Origin of the sequence: Nocardia sp. NPDC050710, from assembly GCF_040654375.1 — a bacterium.
Taxonomy (GTDB): Bacteria; Actinomycetota; Actinomycetes; order Mycobacteriales; family Mycobacteriaceae; genus Nocardia.
In genome coordinates, this window is the sequence record NZ_JBFAHV010000010.1 from 167,913 (window position 1) to 188,927 (window position 21,015).

The 21,015-nt window shown below is 66.6% G+C and carries 21 protein-coding genes; 8 read left to right on the forward strand and 13 right to left on the reverse strand.

What is annotated here, in order from left to right:
* Nucleotides 1–4: 4 nt before the first annotated feature.
* A complete protein-coding gene (locus AB0H61_RS19640; RefSeq protein ID WP_357306296.1) occupies nucleotides 5–1,468 on the reverse strand; it encodes a DUF4185 domain-containing protein in 1,464 nt (487 codons plus the stop codon).
* 330 nt (nucleotides 1,469–1,798) lie between these two features.
* Between AB0H61_RS19640 and AB0H61_RS19645 the strand changes: the two genes are divergently transcribed.
* Entirely contained in the window at nucleotides 1,799–2,134 is a 336-nt protein-coding gene (locus AB0H61_RS19645; protein WP_357306299.1) for an excalibur calcium-binding domain-containing protein, read from the forward strand.
* A 21-nt stretch (nucleotides 2,135–2,155) separates the two neighbouring features.
* Here the strand turns inward: AB0H61_RS19645 and AB0H61_RS19650 are convergent, their stop codons facing one another.
* Both AB0H61_RS19650 and fbaA read right to left on the reverse strand, forming a co-directional pair.
* Nucleotides 2,156–3,274: a BTAD domain-containing putative transcriptional regulator gene (locus AB0H61_RS19650; protein ID WP_357306301.1), complete on the reverse strand. Its 1,119-nt coding sequence runs from the start codon at nucleotides 3,272–3,274 to the stop codon at nucleotides 2,156–2,158.
* A 104-nt stretch (nucleotides 3,275–3,378) separates the two neighbouring features.
* The gene (gene fbaA / locus AB0H61_RS19655) at nucleotides 3,379–4,413 is read right to left on the reverse strand and encodes a class II fructose-bisphosphate aldolase (RefSeq protein ID WP_357306500.1); all 1,035 of its coding nucleotides are present in this window, start codon (nucleotides 4,411–4,413) and stop codon (nucleotides 3,379–3,381) included.
* A gap of 339 nt (nucleotides 4,414–4,752) precedes the next feature.
* Between fbaA and AB0H61_RS19660 the strand changes: the two genes are divergently transcribed.
* The 3 genes from AB0H61_RS19660 (at nucleotide 4,753) to AB0H61_RS19670 (ending at nucleotide 7,631) form a co-directional block, all read left to right on the forward strand.
* Nucleotides 4,753–5,409, forward strand: a complete 657-nt coding sequence (locus AB0H61_RS19660) for a VTT domain-containing protein (protein WP_357306502.1) — start codon at nucleotides 4,753–4,755, stop codon at nucleotides 5,407–5,409.
* A 19-nt stretch (nucleotides 5,410–5,428) separates the two neighbouring features.
* Nucleotides 5,429–6,109: a DedA family protein gene (locus tag AB0H61_RS19665; protein ID WP_357306505.1), complete on the forward strand. Its 681-nt coding sequence runs from the start codon at nucleotides 5,429–5,431 to the stop codon at nucleotides 6,107–6,109.
* Nucleotides 6,110–6,185: 76 nt separating this feature from the next.
* A complete protein-coding gene (locus AB0H61_RS19670) occupies nucleotides 6,186–7,631 on the forward strand; it encodes a lipase maturation factor family protein (RefSeq protein ID WP_357306304.1) in 1,446 nt (481 codons plus the stop codon).
* Here the strand turns inward: AB0H61_RS19670 and AB0H61_RS19675 are convergent.
* The 3 genes from AB0H61_RS19675 to AB0H61_RS19685 all read right to left on the reverse strand — a co-directional run bounded on the left by AB0H61_RS19675 (nucleotide 7,612) and on the right by AB0H61_RS19685 (nucleotide 10,020).
* On the reverse strand, nucleotides 7,612–8,700 hold the full coding sequence (locus AB0H61_RS19675; protein ID WP_357306508.1) for a glycoside hydrolase family 76 protein: 1,089 nt from the start codon (nucleotides 8,698–8,700) through the stop codon (nucleotides 7,612–7,614). The genes AB0H61_RS19670 and AB0H61_RS19675 overlap by 20 nt on opposite strands.
* Nucleotides 8,701–8,817: 117 nt before the next feature.
* A complete protein-coding gene (locus tag AB0H61_RS19680) occupies nucleotides 8,818–9,504 on the reverse strand; it encodes a TrmH family RNA methyltransferase (RefSeq protein WP_357306306.1) in 687 nt (228 codons plus the stop codon).
* 78 nt (nucleotides 9,505–9,582) lie between these two features.
* Nucleotides 9,583–10,020, reverse strand: coding sequence for a DUF4190 domain-containing protein (locus tag AB0H61_RS19685; protein ID WP_357306309.1), 438 nt, complete (start codon nucleotides 10,018–10,020; stop codon nucleotides 9,583–9,585).
* Nucleotides 10,021–10,184: 164 nt separating this feature from the next.
* Here AB0H61_RS19685 and AB0H61_RS19690 point away from each other — a divergent pair, with 164 nt between their 5' ends.
* From AB0H61_RS19690 to AB0H61_RS19700, 3 genes are all read left to right on the forward strand, one after another.
* Nucleotides 10,185–11,588 (forward strand): sensor domain-containing protein, encoded by a 1,404-nt coding sequence (locus AB0H61_RS19690; protein WP_357306310.1) that lies wholly within the window; start codon nucleotides 10,185–10,187, stop codon nucleotides 11,586–11,588.
* An 8-nt stretch (nucleotides 11,589–11,596) separates the two neighbouring features.
* Nucleotides 11,597–12,238, forward strand: a complete 642-nt coding sequence (locus tag AB0H61_RS19695; protein ID WP_357306511.1) for a response regulator transcription factor — start codon at nucleotides 11,597–11,599, stop codon at nucleotides 12,236–12,238.
* Nucleotides 12,239–12,600: 362 nt separating this feature from the next.
* Nucleotides 12,601–14,526 carry a hypothetical protein gene (locus tag AB0H61_RS19700; RefSeq protein ID WP_357306313.1) on the forward strand — a complete coding sequence of 642 codons (1,926 nt, stop codon included), beginning with the start codon at nucleotides 12,601–12,603 and terminating at the stop codon, nucleotides 14,524–14,526.
* A 3-nt stretch (nucleotides 14,527–14,529) separates the two neighbouring features.
* Here AB0H61_RS19700 and AB0H61_RS19705 read toward each other — a convergent pair whose 3' ends face one another.
* Nucleotides 14,530–14,979 carry a nuclear transport factor 2 family protein gene (locus tag AB0H61_RS19705; protein ID WP_357306315.1) on the reverse strand — a complete coding sequence of 150 codons (450 nt, stop codon included), beginning with the start codon at nucleotides 14,977–14,979 and terminating at the stop codon, nucleotides 14,530–14,532.
* A gap of 138 nt (nucleotides 14,980–15,117) precedes the next feature.
* Here AB0H61_RS19705 and AB0H61_RS19710 point away from each other — a divergent pair, with 138 nt between their 5' ends.
* Nucleotides 15,118–15,564: a hypothetical protein gene (locus AB0H61_RS19710; RefSeq protein WP_357306318.1), complete on the forward strand. Its 447-nt coding sequence runs from the start codon at nucleotides 15,118–15,120 to the stop codon at nucleotides 15,562–15,564.
* Nucleotides 15,565–15,567: 3 nt separating this feature from the next.
* On the opposite strand, the gene AB0H61_RS19715 is transcribed toward AB0H61_RS19710, so the two are convergent.
* The 6 genes from AB0H61_RS19715 to AB0H61_RS19740 form a co-directional block, all read right to left on the reverse strand.
* Nucleotides 15,568–16,275: a lysoplasmalogenase gene (locus tag AB0H61_RS19715; RefSeq protein WP_357306320.1), complete on the reverse strand. Its 708-nt coding sequence runs from the start codon at nucleotides 16,273–16,275 to the stop codon at nucleotides 15,568–15,570.
* A gap of 2 nt (nucleotides 16,276–16,277) precedes the next feature.
* Complete coding sequence (locus tag AB0H61_RS19720; RefSeq protein ID WP_357306323.1) at nucleotides 16,278–17,336, reverse strand: beta-ketoacyl-ACP synthase 3; 1,059 nt, start codon at nucleotides 17,334–17,336, stop codon at nucleotides 16,278–16,280.
* A gap of 124 nt (nucleotides 17,337–17,460) precedes the next feature.
* Nucleotides 17,461–18,042 (reverse strand): orotate phosphoribosyltransferase, encoded by a 582-nt coding sequence (pyrE, locus tag AB0H61_RS19725; RefSeq protein ID WP_357306325.1) that lies wholly within the window; start codon nucleotides 18,040–18,042, stop codon nucleotides 17,461–17,463.
* Between the two features lie 2 nt (nucleotides 18,043–18,044).
* Nucleotides 18,045–18,857 (reverse strand): SDR family NAD(P)-dependent oxidoreductase, encoded by an 813-nt coding sequence (locus tag AB0H61_RS19730; RefSeq protein ID WP_357306328.1) that lies wholly within the window; start codon nucleotides 18,855–18,857, stop codon nucleotides 18,045–18,047.
* Between the two features lie 39 nt (nucleotides 18,858–18,896).
* On the reverse strand, nucleotides 18,897–20,015 hold the full coding sequence (locus AB0H61_RS19735; protein ID WP_357306331.1) for a hypothetical protein: 1,119 nt from the start codon (nucleotides 20,013–20,015) through the stop codon (nucleotides 18,897–18,899).
* A gap of 134 nt (nucleotides 20,016–20,149) precedes the next feature.
* Nucleotides 20,150–20,971: a DUF5666 domain-containing protein gene (locus AB0H61_RS19740; protein WP_357306334.1), complete on the reverse strand. Its 822-nt coding sequence runs from the start codon at nucleotides 20,969–20,971 to the stop codon at nucleotides 20,150–20,152.
* Between the last annotated feature and the right edge of the window lie 44 nt (nucleotides 20,972–21,015).

The following is a 21,015-nucleotide window of genomic DNA, read 5'->3' on the forward strand; positions in this document are numbered from 1 at the left end:
GGGCTCATTCGACCAGCGTCGCGTGCATCAGATAGACGTTGTAATCGCTCCACGTCGAGATGGTGAAATACAGGTCCGATCCGGTCGACCACGGGTGGATGAAGCCCCCGTACAGCTCGGCATAGTCCAGCACGGTCACCGTCGGCGTGCCCGCGGACCACATCCCCTGCGGTGAATCCGCCTCGCGGACCACGATGGCCGCCTTGGTGGTGTCGAGATAGCTCATCTGCCAGACGTCGCGGTTCGCGTCGTAGCGCACCGAGAGCTCGCCCGCCGGTGCGTCGACGATCGGGGTCGCGGAGCCGAATCCGCCCACCGGTGTCCAGTTTCCGTCCCGCCAGTACTGGTAGGCGGTGGTGTTGAGGATCTGGTCCTTGGCCACCCTGGCCAGGCCCACCGCGCCGAGGCGGGTATTCGGGGTGCCGAACATGTACACGTGGTCCCCGTGCGGGACCATCGCGCTCACTTGGAAATTCGCGAGCCCGAAGATGTTGTCCCAGCGGGCGTAGGGATCTTTGGTCCAGGTCTGGCCGTGGTCGTCGGAGTAGGCGATGCCGCCGTAGTTGGTGTAGAAGGTGCCGGGCAGGCTGTTCCAGGTCCGAATCGACATGTAGCTCAGGTACTGCCGGTCCCCGAGTGCGAAGCCCGAGGTCGGGATCGTGGTGACTTCGACATTGTCGAGTTTGCGGCTGGAGAGCACCTCGGCGGCGTGGCACCGGTCGTCGGTCACCATGCTGTCGTAGGTCATTCCGTCCGAGAGCTCCCGATCGGTGCTGAAGGCGAGCACATTGCTGCGCCAGTCGCCGCCCATTCCGCCGGGCGGATGGAAACCGCGCCCGACGGTGTCGCCGAAGGCGGTGGCGATCTCTCCCGGCGCGCTCTCCCACATGATTCCGAGATCGGTGCCGTCCACCTGCCAGCGCTTATCGGTGCGGTTCACCGAATTCGCACCGGTTTGTTTGGCCACTTCGCGTACCGCGCCGATGCGCGGGGCGGGCCGGATGGGTGACCGCGCGGCCGGTTCGCTCGGCGGGTCGACCCGTTCCGGTGGCGGCGGCACGGGACCCGGATCCGGGCCGGGTCCGGGGATACCGAAGTAGAAAGGCTTGGGGCTCAGCAGGATTTCCGGGATGCCGAGTTGCCGCGCGAGACTCGGTGGCGGCGCCGGCTCGTCGGTGAGATCCGGACACGGGTTGACGCACGGATCGTCGGGTAATTCCATCCGGGTGCGGGTCGGCGCGGGCTCCGGGCCCCGCGGCGGTACCACCGTGATCGCCGGATACGGGATCGGCACCTCGAGCGTTTCGGGCACGAGACTCTTATGCGTCGCGGGCGGATCCGTGAGACACGGTCCGGCGCCCGCGATCCCGGTTGCGGGCGCGGCGGCCGCCACCGTGCGGTCGCCGGCGACGAGTAGACCCGCACCGACGACGACCGCTCCCACCGTGGCCATCAGCCGTCCGGCCATAGACACCCCCTCGCACCATCCACAGTTCGCACCAGCGACAGACCCTACCCGGATCCGTCCCGACGGCACGCCAGACTTCCGGCTTTCACCGCGAATCGGCTGGCTGCCCGGCATGCCTCGCCAACCCTCGAAATATTAAGAGGAACAAACTGCTTCATTTTGCTGACCGGATGCGGGCGACTTTGCTAACGTCCTCGACGCGGCGACTCCTGTCGGGGGGAGTGGCCGTTCCACGGGTTATTGCGGTCGTTGCGTTTCGACTGCCCGCGACGGAATCGCCTGCGAATAACAGACGTGCCGCACCGGTGCCGAAGGCGCACGATGGATGACGTGAATGCTCAACGACATCCTCGCCGCGTCTTCGTCGCCGCTGGGGCGCTAGGGCTGATGGCCCTTGGCATCGGGTCGGCGCCGGTGGCGGCCGGCGCCGACCCGCACTCCGCGGTCGCGGAATCCCGACCGCACGACGGAGATCCGGGTCCGACGTATCGACCGGGCCCCAAAGGTTCGAATGTGCCTCCGCCGGAATCGGACAACGACGCGCCGCGCCGGTACTACACCAATTGCACCGAAGTGATCAACGACGGCAGATGGCCGCTGTACGCGGGCCAGCCGGGCTATTCGAGGCTACTCGACCCGGACGGCGACGGAGTCGCCTGCAACTGAACCGGGCGCTCGGCGCTACGGCTAGGTCAATGCCTGGAAGGTCAGGATGGTCGCGCCGATCCGGATGACATCGCCGTCGGCCAGCAGAGCGCCGCTGTCGATGGCTTCCTCATTGACGTACACCCCGTTGGCCGAATGCAGATCCTTGATCAACAGCCCGGCCCGGCTCGGCATGATGTGCGCGTGATACCGGCTGGCCTTCGGATCGTCGAGGATCAGATCGTTATCGGTCATCCGGCCGATCCGCATGCCGCCCTGACCGATCACCAGCGCGCGGCCGTCCGGCATCCGCAGCTGCCCGCTGCGCACCGAGCGCGGTAATTCGGTGACCGTCTCGGTCATCGCCGCCGCGAGCCGCTCGGATCGCTTGAGCTCCATGGTGTTCAGCGGTTCCTGACGCAGCACCCGCTGCTCCAGCTCGACCAGCGTTGGACTGGGGTCGATGCCGAGTTCCTCGGCCAGTACCGTGCGGACCCGGCGGCAGGCGTCGAGCGCGTCGGCCTGTCTACCGGATAGGTACAGCGCGGTGATCAGCTGCGCCCACAGCGGTTCGCGCAGCGGATGCTCCGTGGTTATGGAGACCAGTTCACCGATTACCGAAGAGGCTCGCCCGCAGGCGATCTCGGCGTCGATGCGGGCGGAGGCGGCGAGCAGCCGCTCCTCGTCCATGGCGGTGGCGAATCCATCGGCGAACTGCAGGCCGGACAGGTCCGCCAGCGCCCGACCGCTCCACTCGCGCAGCGCGGTGCCGAACAACTGGGACGCACCCGCGTGATCGCCGACCTCGACGCATTTGGCGGCGGCGTCCCGTGCGGCCTCGAACCGGCCGATATCGCAGGCGGTCTCGGGGATCTCCAACCGATATCCGGAAGATTCGGTGCGCAGCACCTGCGCCGGATCCACCCCCGAATTCCGCAGCGCCTTACGAATATTCGAGACGAATACCTGCAGGCTCGCGGCATAGGAATCGGGTGGCGCCTCGTTCCAGACCATATCGGCCAGCGCGGACGACGCCACCGCGCGCCGCCTATTGACGGTGAGCGCGGCCAGCAACGCCCGCGGTTTGGGCCCGCCGACCGCCACCGGCTCACCGCCGACGAACAACCGGACGGGCCCGAGCACGCGCACATCCAGACTCATGAGCTCGGGCCCCCGAGAGGTGAAGGGGTCAGGCGATGTTCGATTACGCCCGACCCGGAGCCCTGCGTGGCCACGCTTCGCAACCTCCTCCGGGATCGACCGGGTCAGGCGCTGATCGACCGTCCCGCAGACTTCAGATCATTGCACGCCTCGACGACACGTGCCGCCATGGCCGCCTCGGCCTTCTTCAGGTAGGCGCGCGGGTCATACGCCTTCTTGTTGCCGACCTCGCCGTCGATCTTCAGCACACCGTCGTAGTTGGCGAACATATGCCCGGCGACCGGACGGGTGAAGGCGTACTGGGTATCGGTGTCGACGTTCATCTTCACTACACCGAAGCGCAGCGAGTCCTCGATCTCGGACTTCAGCGAGCCCGAACCGCCGTGGAAGACGAAGTCGAACGGCTGTGCGTCGACGGCCAAACCCAGTTTGGCGGCGGCGACGCGCTGGCCCTCGGCCAGCACCTCCGGCTTGAGCACCACATTGCCCGGCTTGTACACACCGTGCACATTGCCGAAGGTGGCGGCCAGCAGGTACTTGCCGTTCTCGCCCGCGCCGAGCGCGTCGATGGTCTTCTCGAAGTCCTCGGGCGAGGTGTAGAGCTTCTCGTTGATCTCGGCCTCGACACCGTCCTCTTCACCACCGACGACGCCGATCTCGACCTCGAGGATGATGTTCGCCGCGGCCGTGGCCTTGAGCAGTTCCTTGGCGATCTCCAGGTTCTCGTCGATCGGGATCGCGGAGCCGTCCCACATATGCGACTGGAACAGCGGGTTCTGCCCGGCGTTGACCCGCTCCTGCGAGATCGCGATCAGCGGACGCACGAAGCTGTCCAGCTTGTCCTTGGGGCAGTGGTCGGTGTGCAGCGCGATCGTCACGTCGTACTTCGCCGCGATCACATGCGCGAATTCGGCCAGCGCCACCGCGCCGGTCACCATGTCCTTGACACCGAGACCGGAGCCGAATTCCGCGCCACCGGTGGAGAACTGGATGATGCCGTCGCTACCCGCATCCGCGAAGCCCTTGATGGCCGCGTTCACGGTCTCCGAGGAGGTGCAGTTGATCGCAGGGAAGGCAAAGGAGTTCGCTTTGGCCCGACCGAGCATCTCGGCGTAGACCTCCGGAGTCGCGATGGGCACTGTGAAGACCTCCGTGTTGTGCGGCAAAAGACAATTCTGTCAGGCCATACCCTAAGGCAGGGGCGTTTCGCGACCCAAGGCACCCGTCATCCCCACTTACGCTCAGCGCCGAACATCGGGCTGTGAGTTAGCTGATTGACCCGCGGGTAGTTTTGTCCTCGACCCGAGGTTTCTCAGTTCCACCCGGTACTGTGGGCCGAGTAATTGCGCTGGCAGCTTCCGACGCGGTGGCAAGCAATCCCGAGGCCAGCCGCACCCCGTACAGGAGGCCGCGTGATTCTGCTGGCAGCGACCGAATCGGTGACGAGCAACGTCGCGCTGACCCAGTTGCTCGATCCGATGTATCTGCTCACCGAATCGTGGCTCAAGAACGCGGTGTTGCCCGCGATTCTGATGATCGTGTTCATCGAGACCGGCCTGCTCTTCCCACTCCTGCCCGGCGATTCGCTGCTGTTCACCGGCGGCCTGCTGGCGGCGCAGCCGAACCCTCCGGTCAGCGTCTGGGTCCTGGTCCCCGCCGTCACATTCATCGCGTTCGCGGGTGACCAATCCGGATATTGGATCGGCCGGGCCATCGGTCCCAAGATCTTCAACAAGGAAGACACCCGCTTCTTCAAGAAGCACTACGTGACCGAGACGCACGCGTTCTTCGAAAAGCACGGCCCGAAGACGATCATCCTGGCGCGATTCGTGCCGATCGTGCGTACCTTCATGCCGGTGCTCGCGGGCGTCTCCAAGATGGATTACCGCAAGTTCGTTGCCTTCGACATCGTCGGCGCGATCCTGTGGGGCGGCGGCATCACGGTGCTCGGCTACTTCCTGGGCAATGTCGCCTTCATCCGCGATCACGTCGAGGCCATCTTCCTGGGGATCGTGTTCGTCTCGATCCTGCCCGGCATCGTGGCGGTCGGGAAGAAGCTGCTCAACCGCGACGCGGCGCAGCCGCTGCCGGAGGCGGAACTGACCGCCGCTTCGACGAACGAGCCGACCCACTGAGCCGGTGTCGACGGCGTCGTTGCCCCTCGCAGTGGGCAGTTTCGATCCGCTGATCTCGGCGGGCCCCGCGCTCGTCTGGACGGTGGTGCTTACCTTCGTCTTCCTCGAATGCGCATTCATCATCGGGCTGTTCCTGCCCGGCGACTCGATGCTGATCACCGCGGGCATCGTGCTGGCCTCGCACGCCTCGGGCGAGGCCCAGGTGTGGGCGCTCTCACTCGGCACCATGATCGCCGCCATCGCGGGCAATCAGGTCGGTTACGTGGTCGGGCACCGCACCGGCCACCACCTGGTGGCGCGCAAGAACGGCCGCTACATCAATACCCGCAACCTGCAACGGGTTTCGGAATTGTTGCAGCGGCACGGATTCCTCGCGGTGCTGGTCGCCCGCTGGATTCCCTGGGTGCGCACCCTGTGCCCGATGGTGGCGGGCGCGGCGAATATGGACCATCGCAAATACACCATCGCCAGCACCATCGGCGCCGTCATCTGGGCGCCGGTGCTGCTGCTGATCGGCTACTACGCGGGCAGCTTCCTGGAGCGGGTGCCGTGGCTGATGCCGATGGTGATCGGCACCCTGGTGGCAGGTCTGATCGCGGGCACGGCGCTGGGAATCCGGCACTACCGGCAGGAGATGGCCAAACCGGCCGAGGAGTTCGACGTCGAACATCCGGCCGCCGTGCTAGAAGCCGAAGGCTGATCGCGTTCGGCGATGGAAGAATGGGGAGTACACAGCCGTCGCGGCTGAAATCCTCGCCATCTGAGGAGCAGCGGTCATGGCATGGTTCGCGGCACCCGACTACTGGTTGAGCAGGCTGGTCTTCCAGCATGGCGTCGCGGCCATCTACTTCATCGCCTTCCTCGGGGCGGCCCGGCAGTTTCGCGCGCTGATCGGCGAGCACGGCATGCTGCCGATCCCGCGGTTCCTGGAGCTTGTCCCGTATCGGCGAGCGCCCAGCATTTTCCACCTGTACTACTCCGACCGGTTCTTCGCCGCGCTGGCCTGGTCCGGCGCGGCGATATCCGCGGCGCTGGTCGTCGGTGCGGCCGAGTTGGTGCCGCTGTGGGCGGCGATGGCACTGTGGGCGCTGCTCTGGGCGATGTACCTGTCCATCGTCAGCGTCGGGCAGCGGTGGTACGCCTTCGGCTGGGAATCACTGCTGCTGGAGGCCGGGATCCTCGCGATCTTCCTCGGCAACGACGAGGTCGCGCCGCCGGTGCTGACCTTGTGGGCGGCGCGTTGGCTGCTGTTCCGGGTGGAGTTCGGCGCGGGCCTGATCAAAATGCGCGGCGACCCGTGCTGGCGGGACCTGACCTGTCTGAAGTACCACCACGAGACACAGCCCATGCCGGGGCCGCTGAGCTGGTTCTTCCATCATCTGCCCGGACCGCTGCACCGGGTGGAGACGGCGGCCAATCACGTCGCCCAACTCGTCGTTCCGATCGGCCTCTTCGCGCCGCAGCCGGTAGCGGGAGTGGCCGCGGCGATCATCGTCATCACCCAGTCGTGGCTGCTGCTCTCCGGCAATTTCGCCTGGCTGAACTGGGTCACCATCCTGCTGGCCTGCACCGTGATCCCCGGGTCGTGGATCGCGGCGGTACTTCCGGTACCCGAGTCACCGTCGGCGCCGGAGACGCCCATCTGGTTCGCGGCCATGGTCATCGCCTTCGCCGTCGTGACCGTCGGACTGAGCTACTGGCCGGTGCGGAATATGGCGTCGCCCAGCCAGCGTATGAATGCGTCGTTCAACCCATATCACCTGGTCAACACGTACGGAGCATTCGGCACCATCGGCCGGGTACGGACCGAGGTGGTGATCGAAGGCACCGACGAGCCCGATATCGACACACACACGGTGTGGCGCGAATACGAATTCAAGGGCAAACCCGGTGATCCGCACCGGCTGCCACACCAATGGGCGCCCTACCATCTGCGACTGGACTGGCTGATGTGGTTCGCCGCCATCTCGCCGAGCTATGCGCGGCAGTGGCTACTGCCATTTCTGGAGCGACTTCTCGACAACGATCCGGCGACGCTGCGCCTGCTGCGTCGCTGTCCATTTCCCGATTCGCCGCCCACCTTCGTGCGGATGCGCATGTACCGATACCGCTTCACCACTCGCCGCGAACTGTGGCGGGAACACACCTGGTGGCGGCGCACGCTGATCGGTGAGTACTTTCCGCCGGTGACGCGGATAACCCCTACAGACCCGCCGCGCTGACCAGGTGGGCGGCCTCCATCAGCAGCCAGCCGGACAGTTGTACCGAGAGGTCGCGTTCGGGAACCTTCGAGGCGGTGACCGATCCGCCCGCGGTGAAGTATCCGGCCCCCGCACTACCGCCCGGCAGCTGCGCGGGCTTACGCCAGTCGACCCCGAACAGCGGCTCGCCCTCGACGTCGAGCCGATTGGACCAGGCCGCCGTCGCCGAGGCGCGCACCAGCGCCGCCGCGGTCCTGCGGTCCCCGACCTGCGCACGGTCCTCGCCGGGCAGCATTACCGCGACCACCGCCAGATACCGGGCCAGAATGCCGTTGAACAGGCCGCCGTCACCACCGCCGCCGCCATTGATGACACCGCCGGTGGTCATATGTTCCTGCACCGCGCCGAGCAGGCGGTGCACCCGTTCCAGGTGCCGTGGCTCGCCGGTCTGCACGGCCAACTCCGTTTCCAGGCCGAGCACCACGCCCTGGCAGTAGGTGAAGGTCGGGCGCTCGATCTCGCCCGAGGGCAGGTGGATGCCGTCCAGGATCAGGCCGGATTCCCGATCGCGCAGTGTCTCGTCGAGCCAGTCGGCGATCTCCTGCGCCCGGCCGTGCCTGCCGAGCCGCACCAGCGCGATGCCCGCCGGACCATTGGCGGGCGCGTTGTAATAGTCCGAGCCGATACGCCACGGCAGGCCGCCGCCGGCCTCCGGGTTCCAGGCCTCGTAGAGCTTCTTCTCCAGCGCGACCAACCCGCCGCGCGCCTCGGTGATGCCCTGGGTGCGCTCGGCGCGCTCCAAAGCGATAGCCAGCCAAGCCATGTCGTCGTAGTAGTTATTGGTCCAGCCGGTGATATTGCGGATCCGATGCGAGCGCACGATCTCGCCGATGCGCTTGCGGCGAGCAGGCGTCGGCACCCGATTGGCGGCGTCCACCGCACAGTCGATGAGATGCGCCTGCCACCAGTAGTGCCAGGAACCGAAGGCGCGCTCGCGTTTGGTGGCGGGCCAGCCGACCACACCCAATTCCGTTGCGGGAAGGGCCCACAACGCGCGTAGGTGACGAGAGATGATCGCGGACTCGGCCATATCCGCCCGTTCCGACCAGAGCGCGGGCGTTGACGCAGCATCCTGCCCGGCCTGGGTGCTCCGCGAGGTCATAGGTCAATGGTGCCAGTTATGACCCGATTCTCGCCTCCCATTCCGTTACCAAGCCGTGGTCAAATCGGCATGCTGACGGATCCAGGCGTGCATGGCGATCCCCGCGGCCACTCCGGCGTTGATACTGCGGGTCGAACCGAACTGCGCGATCGAGACCGTCATGGCCGCTGCGTCTTTCGCGTGTTCGGTGACGCCGGGGCCCTCCTGCCCGAACAACAGCAGACAGCGCGGCGGTAGCTCGGCGGTTTCCAGCGGCACCGAGCCCGGCACATTGTCGACCGCGACCACGGTGAGGTCGTGGCGCGCGGCGTAGTCCATCAACTCCGCGATATCGGTGTGGTGCTCGATGTGCTGATAGCGGTCGGTGACCATGGCGCCGCGACGATTCCAGCGCCGGCGGCCGACGATATGCACCGCGGCCGCGGCGAAAGCATTGGCGGTGCGTACCACGGTGCCGATATTGGCGTCGTGACCGAAGTTCTCGATGGCGACGTGGAACGTATGCCTGCGCCGATCGATATCGGCGACGATGGCGTCGCGGGTCCAATAGCGGTACGCGTCGACCACATTGCGGCGGTCGCCGTGCGCGAGCAGCTCCGGATCCAGCCGCGGATCCTCCGGCGCGGGCGTGCCGTACTCCTCGGCCCACGGCCCGACACCGTGCGGATGCTCGCCCCACTCGGTGGGTCCGGGTGGGTGTTGCTCGGAGGTATCCGACGGTGGGTGATTCACCCCAATGATGCTAATTCCGGTCATCACACCGATGCCGCCGAGGATCGGCCCCCCGCACGATGACCGGAAAACGCCACGTCAGTAGGTGGACGAACTGCCGACCGCGACCACGATCAGGATGATGTAGAGGATGACGATGACGATCCCGATGATCAGGCCGATCGAGCCGATGATGCCGCAGATGTAGCCGGCCTTGACATTGCTGCGGCCGCCGATGGTGCCGCCGGACGCGTCGATCTCCTTGAGCGCCTTGCTGCCCATCGACCAGGCGAACGGACCACACAGACCACAGACGACCAGACTGAGGATGCCGAGGATCAGAATGGTGTTGGCCTGCGGGTGGTCCGGAGGCGGGCCGTACGGACTTCCATAGCCGTAGGGCTGACCGTACGGCTGCGGCGGGTAGGGTTGCTGGCCGTACGGCTGCGGCTGCCCGTAGGGCTGCTGACCATACGGTTGCTGCCCGTAGGGCTGCTCCGGCTGGCCGTACTTGTCATTCGGCGGCGGATAGCTCATGCGGGTGATGTTAGTGGGCAAACCATACCCCCGTGACCTGACAGTCTGCACACCGACAAGTTGGCGCGTCCGGCGCGGCGGCTCGTACGGTGTAGCTGGCTACACCCTATTTCCGGCGGGCAGCTCCATTCAGTCCGCCGCGCCGCGCGACAACCATGGATTCCATGACCGAGACACCCGCCGAACCGACGCTCGAACTGGAGACAAACGCCCAGCCAACGCGCGCTTTCGAGATACCCGCCGGCCCGTCCGGACCGTCCGCGCGGTCGGTACTCGGGGCCGTGCTGCGGGCTCCCGTCCAGGCCCGCACATGGAAGGAACTCGCCTATCTCATTACGGTTTTCGTACTCGGCGGGATCGCCATCTGCTACCTGTTCTTCGGCTTCGGCGGCGGACTGTACGTCTCCATCACCATTATCGGAATCCCGCTGCTTGCGCTGGTACTGCTCGGCGGACGGGTCTGGGGCCGGATCTATCGGGTGTTGTGCCGGGGATTGCTCGATACCCCGGTCGAGGCGCCGCCGCGGTTCGCGCCCAAGCCGGGCGTAATCGGTTGGCTCAAGGGCGCTTTCACCGACCGGGCGAGTTGGCGGGCGGTGTTGTTCCTGCTCGCGCAGTGCGTACTCGGTGTGTTCGCTGGCTATTTCGTGCTCGTCGGGGTGGCGATTGTGGTGTTCACCGCGATCTCGCCGATCCCATGGGCGCTGTTCAGACCGACCAATGTCGACGAGAACGGCGTCGAGCATCACTCCGTGTTCCAGTTCGGCGATGTGTACATCGACACCTGGCCGAAGGCGCTCGCCCTGTCGGCGGTCGGCATCGTGCTGTGCTTCGCGCTGCCGTGGCTGGTGCGCGCGGTCTGCTGGGCGCATCGGATGCTGACGGTGACGCTGCTCGCGGCGACGGCGCGGGATCGGGAGCTGAGGGAGTTACAGGCGAGCAGGCGGGCCGCGGTCGACGATGCGGCGGCCACACTGCGGCGGGTCGAGCGGGATCTGCACGACGGCGCCCAGGCACGGCTGGTCACCATCGCCATGGCCCTCGGCCGGGCCGAGGAGCGGATTGCCGCGGGCGGTGACGCCAGGGATCTGATCGCGGACGCGCGCGCCAGCTCCAAGGAAGCACTGACCGAACTGCGGGAACTGGTGCGCGGCATTCATCCGCCCGCACTCGAACTCGGCCTCGGACCGGCACTGGAGACCCTCACCGCACGCTGCGCGGTACCGGTGGAATTGCGAGTGCTGTTGCCGCAGCGACCCCATCCGGCCATCGAGGCGATCGCCTATTTCTCCGTCGCCGAATTGCTCACCAATGTGGTCAAACACGCCCACGCCGACCGGGCCTGGGTATCGGTGGCGCCCACGGATATCCGACATATCGCGGTCACCGTGCGGGATAACGGAATCGGCGGCGTACTACCACCGGCCGAGGGGGAATATACAGCGGGCAGTGGTCTTTCGGGCCTCGCCGCCCGTGCCGAGACGGTCGACGGCACGCTCACCGTCCAGAGTCCGAATGGTGGACCGACCGTGGTGACCATCCGGCTGCCGAAGGAAGGCCCGCGGTGAGCGGGCCGCTGCGCATCGTGATCGCCGAGGACAGCGCGATCCTGCGCGACGGGCTCGCCGGACTGCTCACCGAACGCGGACACGAAGTGGTCGCGATGGTCGGCGACGCGACCACCCTGTGCGATGTGGTCGGAACGCACAACCCCGATGTGGCCGTCGTCGACGTGCGCATGCCGCCGAGCTTCACCGACGAGGGACTGCTCGCCGCCATCGAACTACGCCGCAAATATCCGATGACCGGCGTGCTCGTCTTCTCCCAGTGGATCGAAACCCGCTACGCCACCGAACTTCTCGCAGGTGGCGCGAGCGGGGTCGGCTACCTGCTCAAGGATCGGGTGGCCGACGTCCGCGATTTCGTCGACGCCCTGCACCGGGTCGCCACCGGCGGCACGGCACTCGACCCCGAGGTGGTCAGCCAATTGATGGGCGCCTCCCGGCAGCAGGATTCGCTGGCCCGGCTCACTCCGCGCGAGCGCGAAGTGCTCGAACTGATGGCACAGGGCTTATCCAACAACGCGATCGCCGAATCGCTCACCGTCACCGAACGCGCCGTCGAAAAACATATCGGCAATATCTTCGCCAAACTCGATCTTCCCCCGTCGGATACACATCACCGCCGGGTCCTCGCGGTACTCCGCCTGAAGGGTTGATCCGCTCGAAATCATCCCGGTCGGTCGCCTGACTTCCGAATTCACGCTTCTTCGCCGATTCACGGCCGAAATCGCCCGCCCAGCTTAGGATATCGACGGCACGGCCAGTGCGGTCCGTGCGCCAGGGGCAGGGGTCGAATCGCGAATCTCTCGGTATCAACGCCGATACGTCGATACGATCCGAATCACGACTCGGAAGACGACATACAGTGAATGGCATCGAGGGCCGGCGGGAAACACTGAAACACGTACTCGACAGAGTTGCGGAATGGCTCCAAGCCAATCCTATCGAGGGACTCAGCGGCTTTACGCCGGAAGATCTCGAAGAGCAAGTACACGCGATCCGCAAACTACGCACCAGAGTGTCGTCCTCACTGATCAACATCGCTTTCCTCGGAAGCTTCTCGTCCGGGAAAAGCTTCTTGGTCGGCGGACTTCAGGGCAAACTCGAGTACGCGCCCGTGAAGGACGAGGACGGGATGGTTTCCGAACAGTATGTCGGCCTGCTGCATTCCGCATCCAAGGCCAGTACCGCCTGTCCGGCAACCGTTGTACCGGTGGATGATTCGGCCGATGTGAATGCGACCGATCGCGGCTTTCTGCGCGCGCGGTTCACCGATGACCCGACGACGTGGATCAACATCGGCAATAATCCGCTGCCCGCCGTGGTCGCGGCGTACACCACGACCGATGAGCGGGCGATCGCCGAAGGAAGGCAGGCCACCCACCGGGACCGTACCGTCGCCGAAGTCGAGATCCTGCTGAGTAATCCGGCGATGCCCGCCAAGCTGTTCGACCTGCCGGGAACGGAGTCACCACACGCCATTCACGATGCGATCGCGAACAACGCGTGGATCGACGCGGACTGCTTCATCTTCGTCACCCAGGCGATCCGAACCCTGTCGGCCCCGGATCTCGCGCTGATCCAGCGTCTGCACGCACACCACAGGGGGTCCCGCAAGAAGGTGCTGTGGGTCATGACCGGAATCGACAGAGCCGCGATGGCGAATTGGGAGGGACAGCCGGAGTGGAAGGACGCACTCGAGCAGAACAACGAGTACTTGCGCGCCAATTTCCCTTCACCTCCGGGCATTCGCGACAGTTTCGTCGGGCCGGACGGATTCATGGCGGTCTCACCCGCCTGGGAAGCGCGTGGAATCTGGGAGCGCGATCACGGTAATCCCGCCGTGGGTGAGAAGCTCATCGCGGCCAGCCGCATGGAACGCCTGCGGCGAGTGGTCGCCGATCTCATCGAGGCGGGCACCGGCAGTAGACATCTGACCACCGTGGCGGTCGAGGCTCGGACGGTGATCACACCGCGATTCCGCGTTCTCGACGAGTTGCTCGATTCGGCTCGCGTACCACTCGCGCAGTTGGCGAACGAGCGCACCGATCTCGAACGCAGGCACCGTCAGCTGAAGTCCGCCATCGAATCGGTGCGTGATCAGCTCGAGAGCGCGTTGCGTGACCATATCCGCCGGGTGGAGAAGAGCTTCCGCGGCCTCGACGACCATCTGCGGACCGAATTGGAAGCCCAGATCCAGGTCGCGGATCTGACCAAGGACGCACAACGGCTCGAGCTCGAATTCCGCCAGAGTCAAGTCCTGCAATCCTGGCTGTCCGCTACCGACAACCGCCCGGAACGCGTCTGGCACAGAGAGTTCGAATCCTTCGTCGAGGGCACTTTGACCACCGTCCGTTCCACACTCGCCGATACGGCACCGCAGGATTCGTTGGGCGAACTGGCCGGTCGTGTCGATCTCGACCAGTTGCGGATCCCGCCGTCCCAGAAGTATCGAGCCGATACCCAAGATCTGATTCAGCGGATAAGCGGTGTCCTCGGGCTCTCCACCGCGGTTGTGGGTGGGATCGCGGCCGTGACAGGTGTACTGAGCGGCGGAATGATCGCGATCCCGGCGGGCATCACGATAGCCGCCGGACTGGCCTACGAAGGACTACGCCGCAGGAAGGGCCGCTCGACCGCGCTCGATCACCTCCGCCAGGAATGGATTTCCGGGCTGGACGAGGTCGTCCACCAGTACAGCCAGAGCTACCTCGCCATCGCCGCACTGCGCGGACAAGAAGTCGTCACCCGCGCGGTCGAACTGCTGTCCGAGCGACGCGATGAGTTGTCCCGGAAGATGATTCTCGTCGAAACCCGCCTTTCCGAGCCGGACAACGTGGATAAGAACGCGGTGGTCGCCGCGCTGGAGCCCTACTGCACAGCGGGGCAAGAGCTGCTCGACCAATTGGAGAAGCTGTCGCAGCGGGTAGGTCTCCGCGGATAGTTTTCACGGATGCCGCCGGGGTATGGCGCAGGCCTCGGCGATCGCCTTCGTATCCCAGTAGAAGGGGTGCACCTCGATGATGCGGCGGTCCTCGAGGCGAATCGTCTGGAGGATCGGGAACTCCAGCTCGCGGCCGGTCGCACGGGCGCGCGCCCGCACCCGGGTGTGCACAACCGTCGTGGTTCCGGTCGCGAGGAAGTTCTGTTCCAGCAGGTCGAACGATTCCCACACCGCGCCCATCGCGACGAAGAACCGCTCCAGACCGGTATGACCGCGCCAGATGCCGCCATACGGCATCCCCTCGGCCTGGTAGAGCACCACATCGTCGGCGAAGTACGGCGCCAGCGTCGCGAAGGAGGCGCGGCCGGGGCCACCGGCGGCGAAATAGGCCGCCTCGGCGGCATACATCCCGGTCAAAATGTCCTTCGCGATCATCGCCGGCGAATTCTCCATACCGCCAGCTTCGCCGGACCGACCGGCAGATGCTGGCGGAGATCGGCCATTACATCCGCAGGTCCGGTCAAGGGCCGTTCACGGCCGACCGCGCCGACCTATCCTGGAAGGAGCAGGCTTGTAGGGGTGGAGGCTGCCATGGAACATGGGCGCATTCTCCGCACGGTACTCGGCGTCACGGCCGCGTACCTGGTACTTCTCGGCCTGTGGCTGGGTTGGGTGGTGCACCGCACCCCACCCGGCACCGTCCCGTATCAGATCGTCGCCCTCGTCGGACTCTTCGGCTCCTGCGTCGGAATCGGCATGCTACTCGCCGCCCGACCCTCCAAGGCCGACCGTCACCTCTGGCGCCACGGCCTGGAAGGGTGGGCCACCATCGAGAGCGTCCATCCGCTCGAGCGCACCGATCACTACAGCGAACTCACCGAATTCGACCTCGAACTCACCGTCCCCGGTTCCGAAAGTTACCACGGTTCAATAGTTTTCGATGTCATGCCGGCCGACAAACCCAAACTGTGCGTAGGCGGAATCATCTCGATCCGGGTCGACCCCACGAATCGAGATCGCATCATCCTCGTGCTCTGACGATCACTTCCGCGGCAGGGACTTCGCGTGCGCGCGAGGATCGGCCAGCAGGTACTGGGCGGCGGCGTACGTGCCGAGGATGACGCCCTCGGTGGCCCGGCGCGAGCCCTCGGTGCGGGCGAAGAGGCGGCGGAGCACGATGAGACCGTCGGACAGCGTGAACAACAGCGCGCCGAAACCGAGACGGCTGCGCGGGTCCGCGCCGGGAATGTTCAGGCCCGCAACGTTTTCCGCCTCGGGAGCGAGCGCCGGATCCGAGGCCAGGACCGCCGCCGTACCGAGGGTGGCGCCGTAGGCGGTCAATGGCGCGGCAACCGTGGGCGCCTTCGCGCGCATCAGCAGGGCCGCGCCGAGCCATGCGGTGACGCGCGGGACGACGTTCGCGGCGATGGGCCGGGCGCCGTGGCGCAGCCACAGCGCCGAGTAGCCGGTTTGCATGACCGCGAAGGCGGAGGCGCCCGCGATAAGGCGGCGGTCGTCGTCGGGGTCTATGAGGAGGATGTCGCCGACCGTCGCCGCGCTCAGCGAGCCGAGCAGCAGTGCGCGGTCACTGTCGTCGAGGGCGGCGTCCGAGGTCGCGACATCCGCCGCGAGTAGCGGCATCATCAGCGGCTTGGCGACCCACTGGAGTTTGTCGCGACCGGTGACCGCACCGTAAACGGTGATGGCGGCCGCCGCGAGGAATCCGAGACGGAAGGGACGCAGGCGCATGATCAGAAGCTGGGCTCGGTGGGAGCCGGGGGCAGCGTGACGACCTGGCCCGCGTAGCTCAGGCCCGCGCCGAAGCCGAGCAGCAGCGCGGTCTGACCACCCTTGGCCTTACCGGTCACCAGCATCTCCTCCATGGCCAGCGGAATGGAGGCCGCGGAGGTGTTGCCGGTGTGCTCGATGTCGTTGGCCATCGGGATGTCGTCGGCGAGACCGAGGTTCTTCTTCATCAACTCGTTGATGCGGGCGTTGGCCTGATGCGGCACGAAGACCTCGATATCCTCCTTGGATACCCCCGAGACCTCCAGCGCCGACGCCAGCGCACGCGGCAAAGTGACTGCGGCCCAACGGAATACGCGCGGCCCCTCCATGCGCAGCGACATCCGGCCGACCGGGTCGACGGCCGGGTCGGTGCCCTGCATCGCCTGGGCCTTGTTCATGAACTCGAGGAAGTCGACGTCCTGGGCGATCGCCTCGGCGTTCTCGCCGTCGCTGCCCCACACCGTCGGGGAGATGCCGTTCTCCTCGCTGGGACCGACCACGACGGCACCCGCGCCGTCGCCGAAGATCATGGCGGTGCCGCGGTCGGTCGGGTCGAGGCCGACGGTCATCGTCTCCGCGCCGATCACCAGGACATACTCGGCCGAGCCCGCCCGGATCAGGTCGGCGGCGACGCCGAGCCCGTAGCCGAAGCCGCCGCAGCCGGAGGTGAGGTCGAAGGCCGCGATGCCGTTGATTCCGAGGTCGGCGGCGACGGTGGGAGCGCCGTGCGGGGTCAGCTTGAGCCAGCTCGAGGTACACAGGATCAGCGCGCCGATCTTGGACCGATCGATGCCGGTGTTGACGAGGGCGCGCTCGCCTGCCGCCGCGGCGATCGATCGCAGCGTTTCGTCGCCGCTGATCCAACGCCGGTTGTGGATACCGGTGCGCTCGAAAATCCAGTCGGGCGTCGAGTCCAGCACCTCGCACACCTCGGCATTGCTGACCACACGCTGCGGTCGATACGCACCGATTCCGAGCATCGCAACATTCTCGCGACTCTTATTGACTGCAATGCTCACCACTGGCGACTCACACGTCCTCTACCGATCGGACAACTAAACCACCGTCCAGGCTAACCCAGGGGAATGAGTATCGGGCCTGGAGGCGGCAGCTCGCCTGACCACGGGGCCTGCGAACGCCGAAGGCTCAGCCGAGCGCGAGATCCTTCAGACCGAGGATGGAGCGATACTCCAACCCCTCGGCCGCGATCACCTGGTCGGCGCCGGTCTCCCGATCCACCACGGTGGCCACCCCGACCACGGTCGCACCCGCTTCACGCAGCGCGCGCACGGCGGTCAGCGGTGAATTTCCGGTGGTGGTGGTGTCCTCGACGACCAGCACCCGCTTGCCCACGATGTCCGGGCCCTCGATCTGGCGCTGCATGCCGTGCGATTTGGCGGCCTTGCGGACCACGAACGCGTTGATCGGGCGACCAGGCGCGTGCATCACGGCCAGCGCCACCGGATCGGCACCCATGGTCAGACCGCCGACGGCCTCGAAGTCCCAGTCCGCCACCAGCTCGCGTAGCAGCTGGCCGATCAGCGGCGCGGCCAGATGATGCAGGGTGGCGCGGCGCAGGTCGACGTAGTAGTCGGCCTCCTTGCCGGAGGACAGCGTGACTTTGCCGTGCACGACGGCCAGCTCGCGCACCAGCGCGGCCAGTCTGTCACGGTCGGAACCGGCGTCGGTACCGAGCGCGGAATCGTGCGATGTCGCCTCGTCGATCATGTCTAAGTCCTTCCGCGTGAGTTGAACAGGCCGCGATTCATCCGGACCTGTAGGGTTCGCGGGATCATTCCGGCCACCGTGGTGAGCGCCTTGTACTGCACACCGGGCACGCTGATCACCCGGTCCTTCTCCAAATCACTCAGAGAACCTGCGACAACCTGCTCGACCGACAGCCACAACGGTTTCGGCAGCGACGACATCTCGATGCCTGCTCGCTCATGGAACTCGGTGTGGACGAACCCTGGGCACAGCGCCTGGATCCGGACACCCGTTCCGGCCAGACCGCCCGCCAACCCTTCCGTGAAGGATACGACGTAGGACTTGGACGCCGAATAGGTCGAGCCCCGCCCGGGAATCAGACCGGCCACACTGGCCACATTGACGATGGAGCCCTTGGCCGCGGCGATCATCGACGGCAGTGCGGCATGGGTCAGTTGCAGCACCGAGGTGACGTTGACATCCAATTGGGCCTGTAGCTGCTCGTACGGGAGCGTCCAGAACTCCCCGGAATGCGCGAATCCCGCATTGTTGACCAGGAATTCGACGCCTTCGGCGGCCCGGGCGGCGACCTGCGCGCGATCATCGGCGGCGGCCAGGTCGGCGGCGAGCACCTCCGAGCGGGTGCCGAACTTTCGGTCCAGCTCGGCGGCCAGCGCCGCTAGGCGCTCCTTGTCGCGGGCGACCAGAACCAGGTCGTAACCGAGCGAGGCGAGGCGCTGCGCATATCCGTGACCGATGCCGGAGGTGGGTCCGGTGATCAGGGCGACGGGTCGGGTGGCGCCGGGCAGGCGCACGGAATCAGCACTATCGGTCATTGCGACGCAATCTCATCGAGCAGGTCCAACGCCCTGCGGTCACTGTGGAACGGGGCCCTGGTACGGGCGGAACCCCGGGTGGAACGGACCCCCGGGCGGCTCGGGCGCCTCATCGCGCGTGCGTGCCGCGGGCGCCTCGTCGGCCCAGTCGTCCTCATCGAGCTTCGCGGAGCGGCGTTGATCCGCAGGCCAATCATCGTCCTCGTCGCCGTTCGGCGTCCAGCGGTCCTCGCGCACCCGTGGCCGGGAGTCGGGCACCACGGCCAGCGAGGGCCTGCGCGGCGGCTCGGACTCGACGACCTCCTCGTCGTAGGGGCGGCCCGCGTAAGACCGTTCCGCGAAGCCACGGTCGTCGTCGAAATCCTGGTCGTCGGCGCTCCGGTCGTAGGAGCGGTCGTCGAAGTCCGGACCCGCCGCGGCGCTCTTGCGCATACCCGGCGGCACCACCCGGGACGCGCCCACCGGCTCATCCGGTTCCGGATCCTCGGCTCGCCGCTTCGGATACGGGCGGCCGGGATCGTGGCTCGACCCGTCCATCCCGCGCGGATCGGCGACGGGCGGCAGTACGTGCAGCAGCCCCGAAAGGCGCAGCACGGCGTCGATGGCGGTCTCCCAGTCCCGGGCCGAGGTGCCGATGGAGAGCATGCCGAGGGTCCAGTTGCCCTCACTCCAGAGCATCTGGACGGTATCGGGCAGGGTCTCGATGAAGGCGACCATCCGCTGGTCGACGGCGTGCCTGGCGATCTCGGGGTTGGTCGCGAAGACCACCCGGTCACCGATCGCGCCGAGCAGTTCCAGATCGGCGTCCTTGGGTGGGGACGCGGTCTTGAGCCGCATATCCACGTCGATATCCGAGCCGATCTGCCTGCGCACCGCGACCAGTGTCGCCGCGTCCTCCAGATCGAAGAGCACGAATTTCTCGCCCTTGCGGATACCGGAGACCACGTCCACCGCGGAGAGGTAGCCGAGCTTGGCCAGCGCGCCACGACGCCAGGTGGCCGGTAGCGCCGGTTCCACCGATACGTACGTGTAGCCCTGGGCCTTCGCCCAGACCTGGCGCGCATGACCGGTCCGCTGTCGCTGGACCCGATCGAAATACAGCAGCACGATCGCACCAACCAGTGCGATCGCCGCCAACCCGAACCACATTGCCGTCATCGCGCTCTACCCTAATAGTCCCGGCCGGACAGAGTCCGTCTTTGGCCCCGCGCCGGGCCGATCGAACACGGCACATTCCCCGCGCCGGCCGGTCCCGCGTGTATCCGGTATCACCCGTTCCCCGCCGCGGTGTCTCATCGAGGTCCGGTGGGCAGCGAGGTGCTGATGATGATCTCGGCCCTGATGGAGCCGTCCGCGTCCTTATCGCCCTGCACCATGACGATATCGCCGACCTTCAGATCGCTCGCCTTGGCGCCGGACAGCGAGATCACCTTGGTCTCGTCGGTGGTGTGCACCGTGACCTTCTCGCCGGAGAGTGCGCTGAGGGTGAGGGTGCCACCGCTATTGGCGCTGATGGTGCCCATGGTCGCGCCGAGTCCCTCCAGCCCGGGCAGGCCGGGGATCGCCGTCGGCGACGGCAGACCGGAGGGCGCGGTCCCGGTCGGCGTCCGGCCCGCGGTCGGCAGGCTCCGCGTCGTGGTGCCCGCGGTGGTCGTCGACTCGGAATCCTTGTTGCCGAGCATTACCCCGGCGACCACACCGGCGACCGCGATCAGCGCGATCACGCAGAGCGCCAACGCGATCCACAATCCGGTGTTGCGCTTGGGCGGCTCCGGCGGCAGACCGGTCGCCCCGGGTGGCATCGCCCCGGGCTGCCCGGGCGCGCCGGACCAGGTACTGCCGTAACCACTGTCGTAGGCGCCGCCGCTTTCGTAGGCGCCCCATTGGCCTTCATGCGTCGGGAGCTGCTGGGTGGCATGGGCGGGCGGCGGCGCCCACGGCGTGAATTGTTCGGTCGCCGGATACCTCGGCGCCTGCGCCGCGCCCGATCCGTACGCCTCGGTGGGATCGTCGGTATAACCAGACTTATCGGATCCGGACTGCCCCGGTGAGCCGAGGTGCTCGGTCGGCGCATCCCCGGGCCCGGGTCCCCAGGGATCCTTCGGGTTGGTCATGACCTCCAGGGTAGGCTCTGCCGCCCGTACCTCGCCTGCGGCAC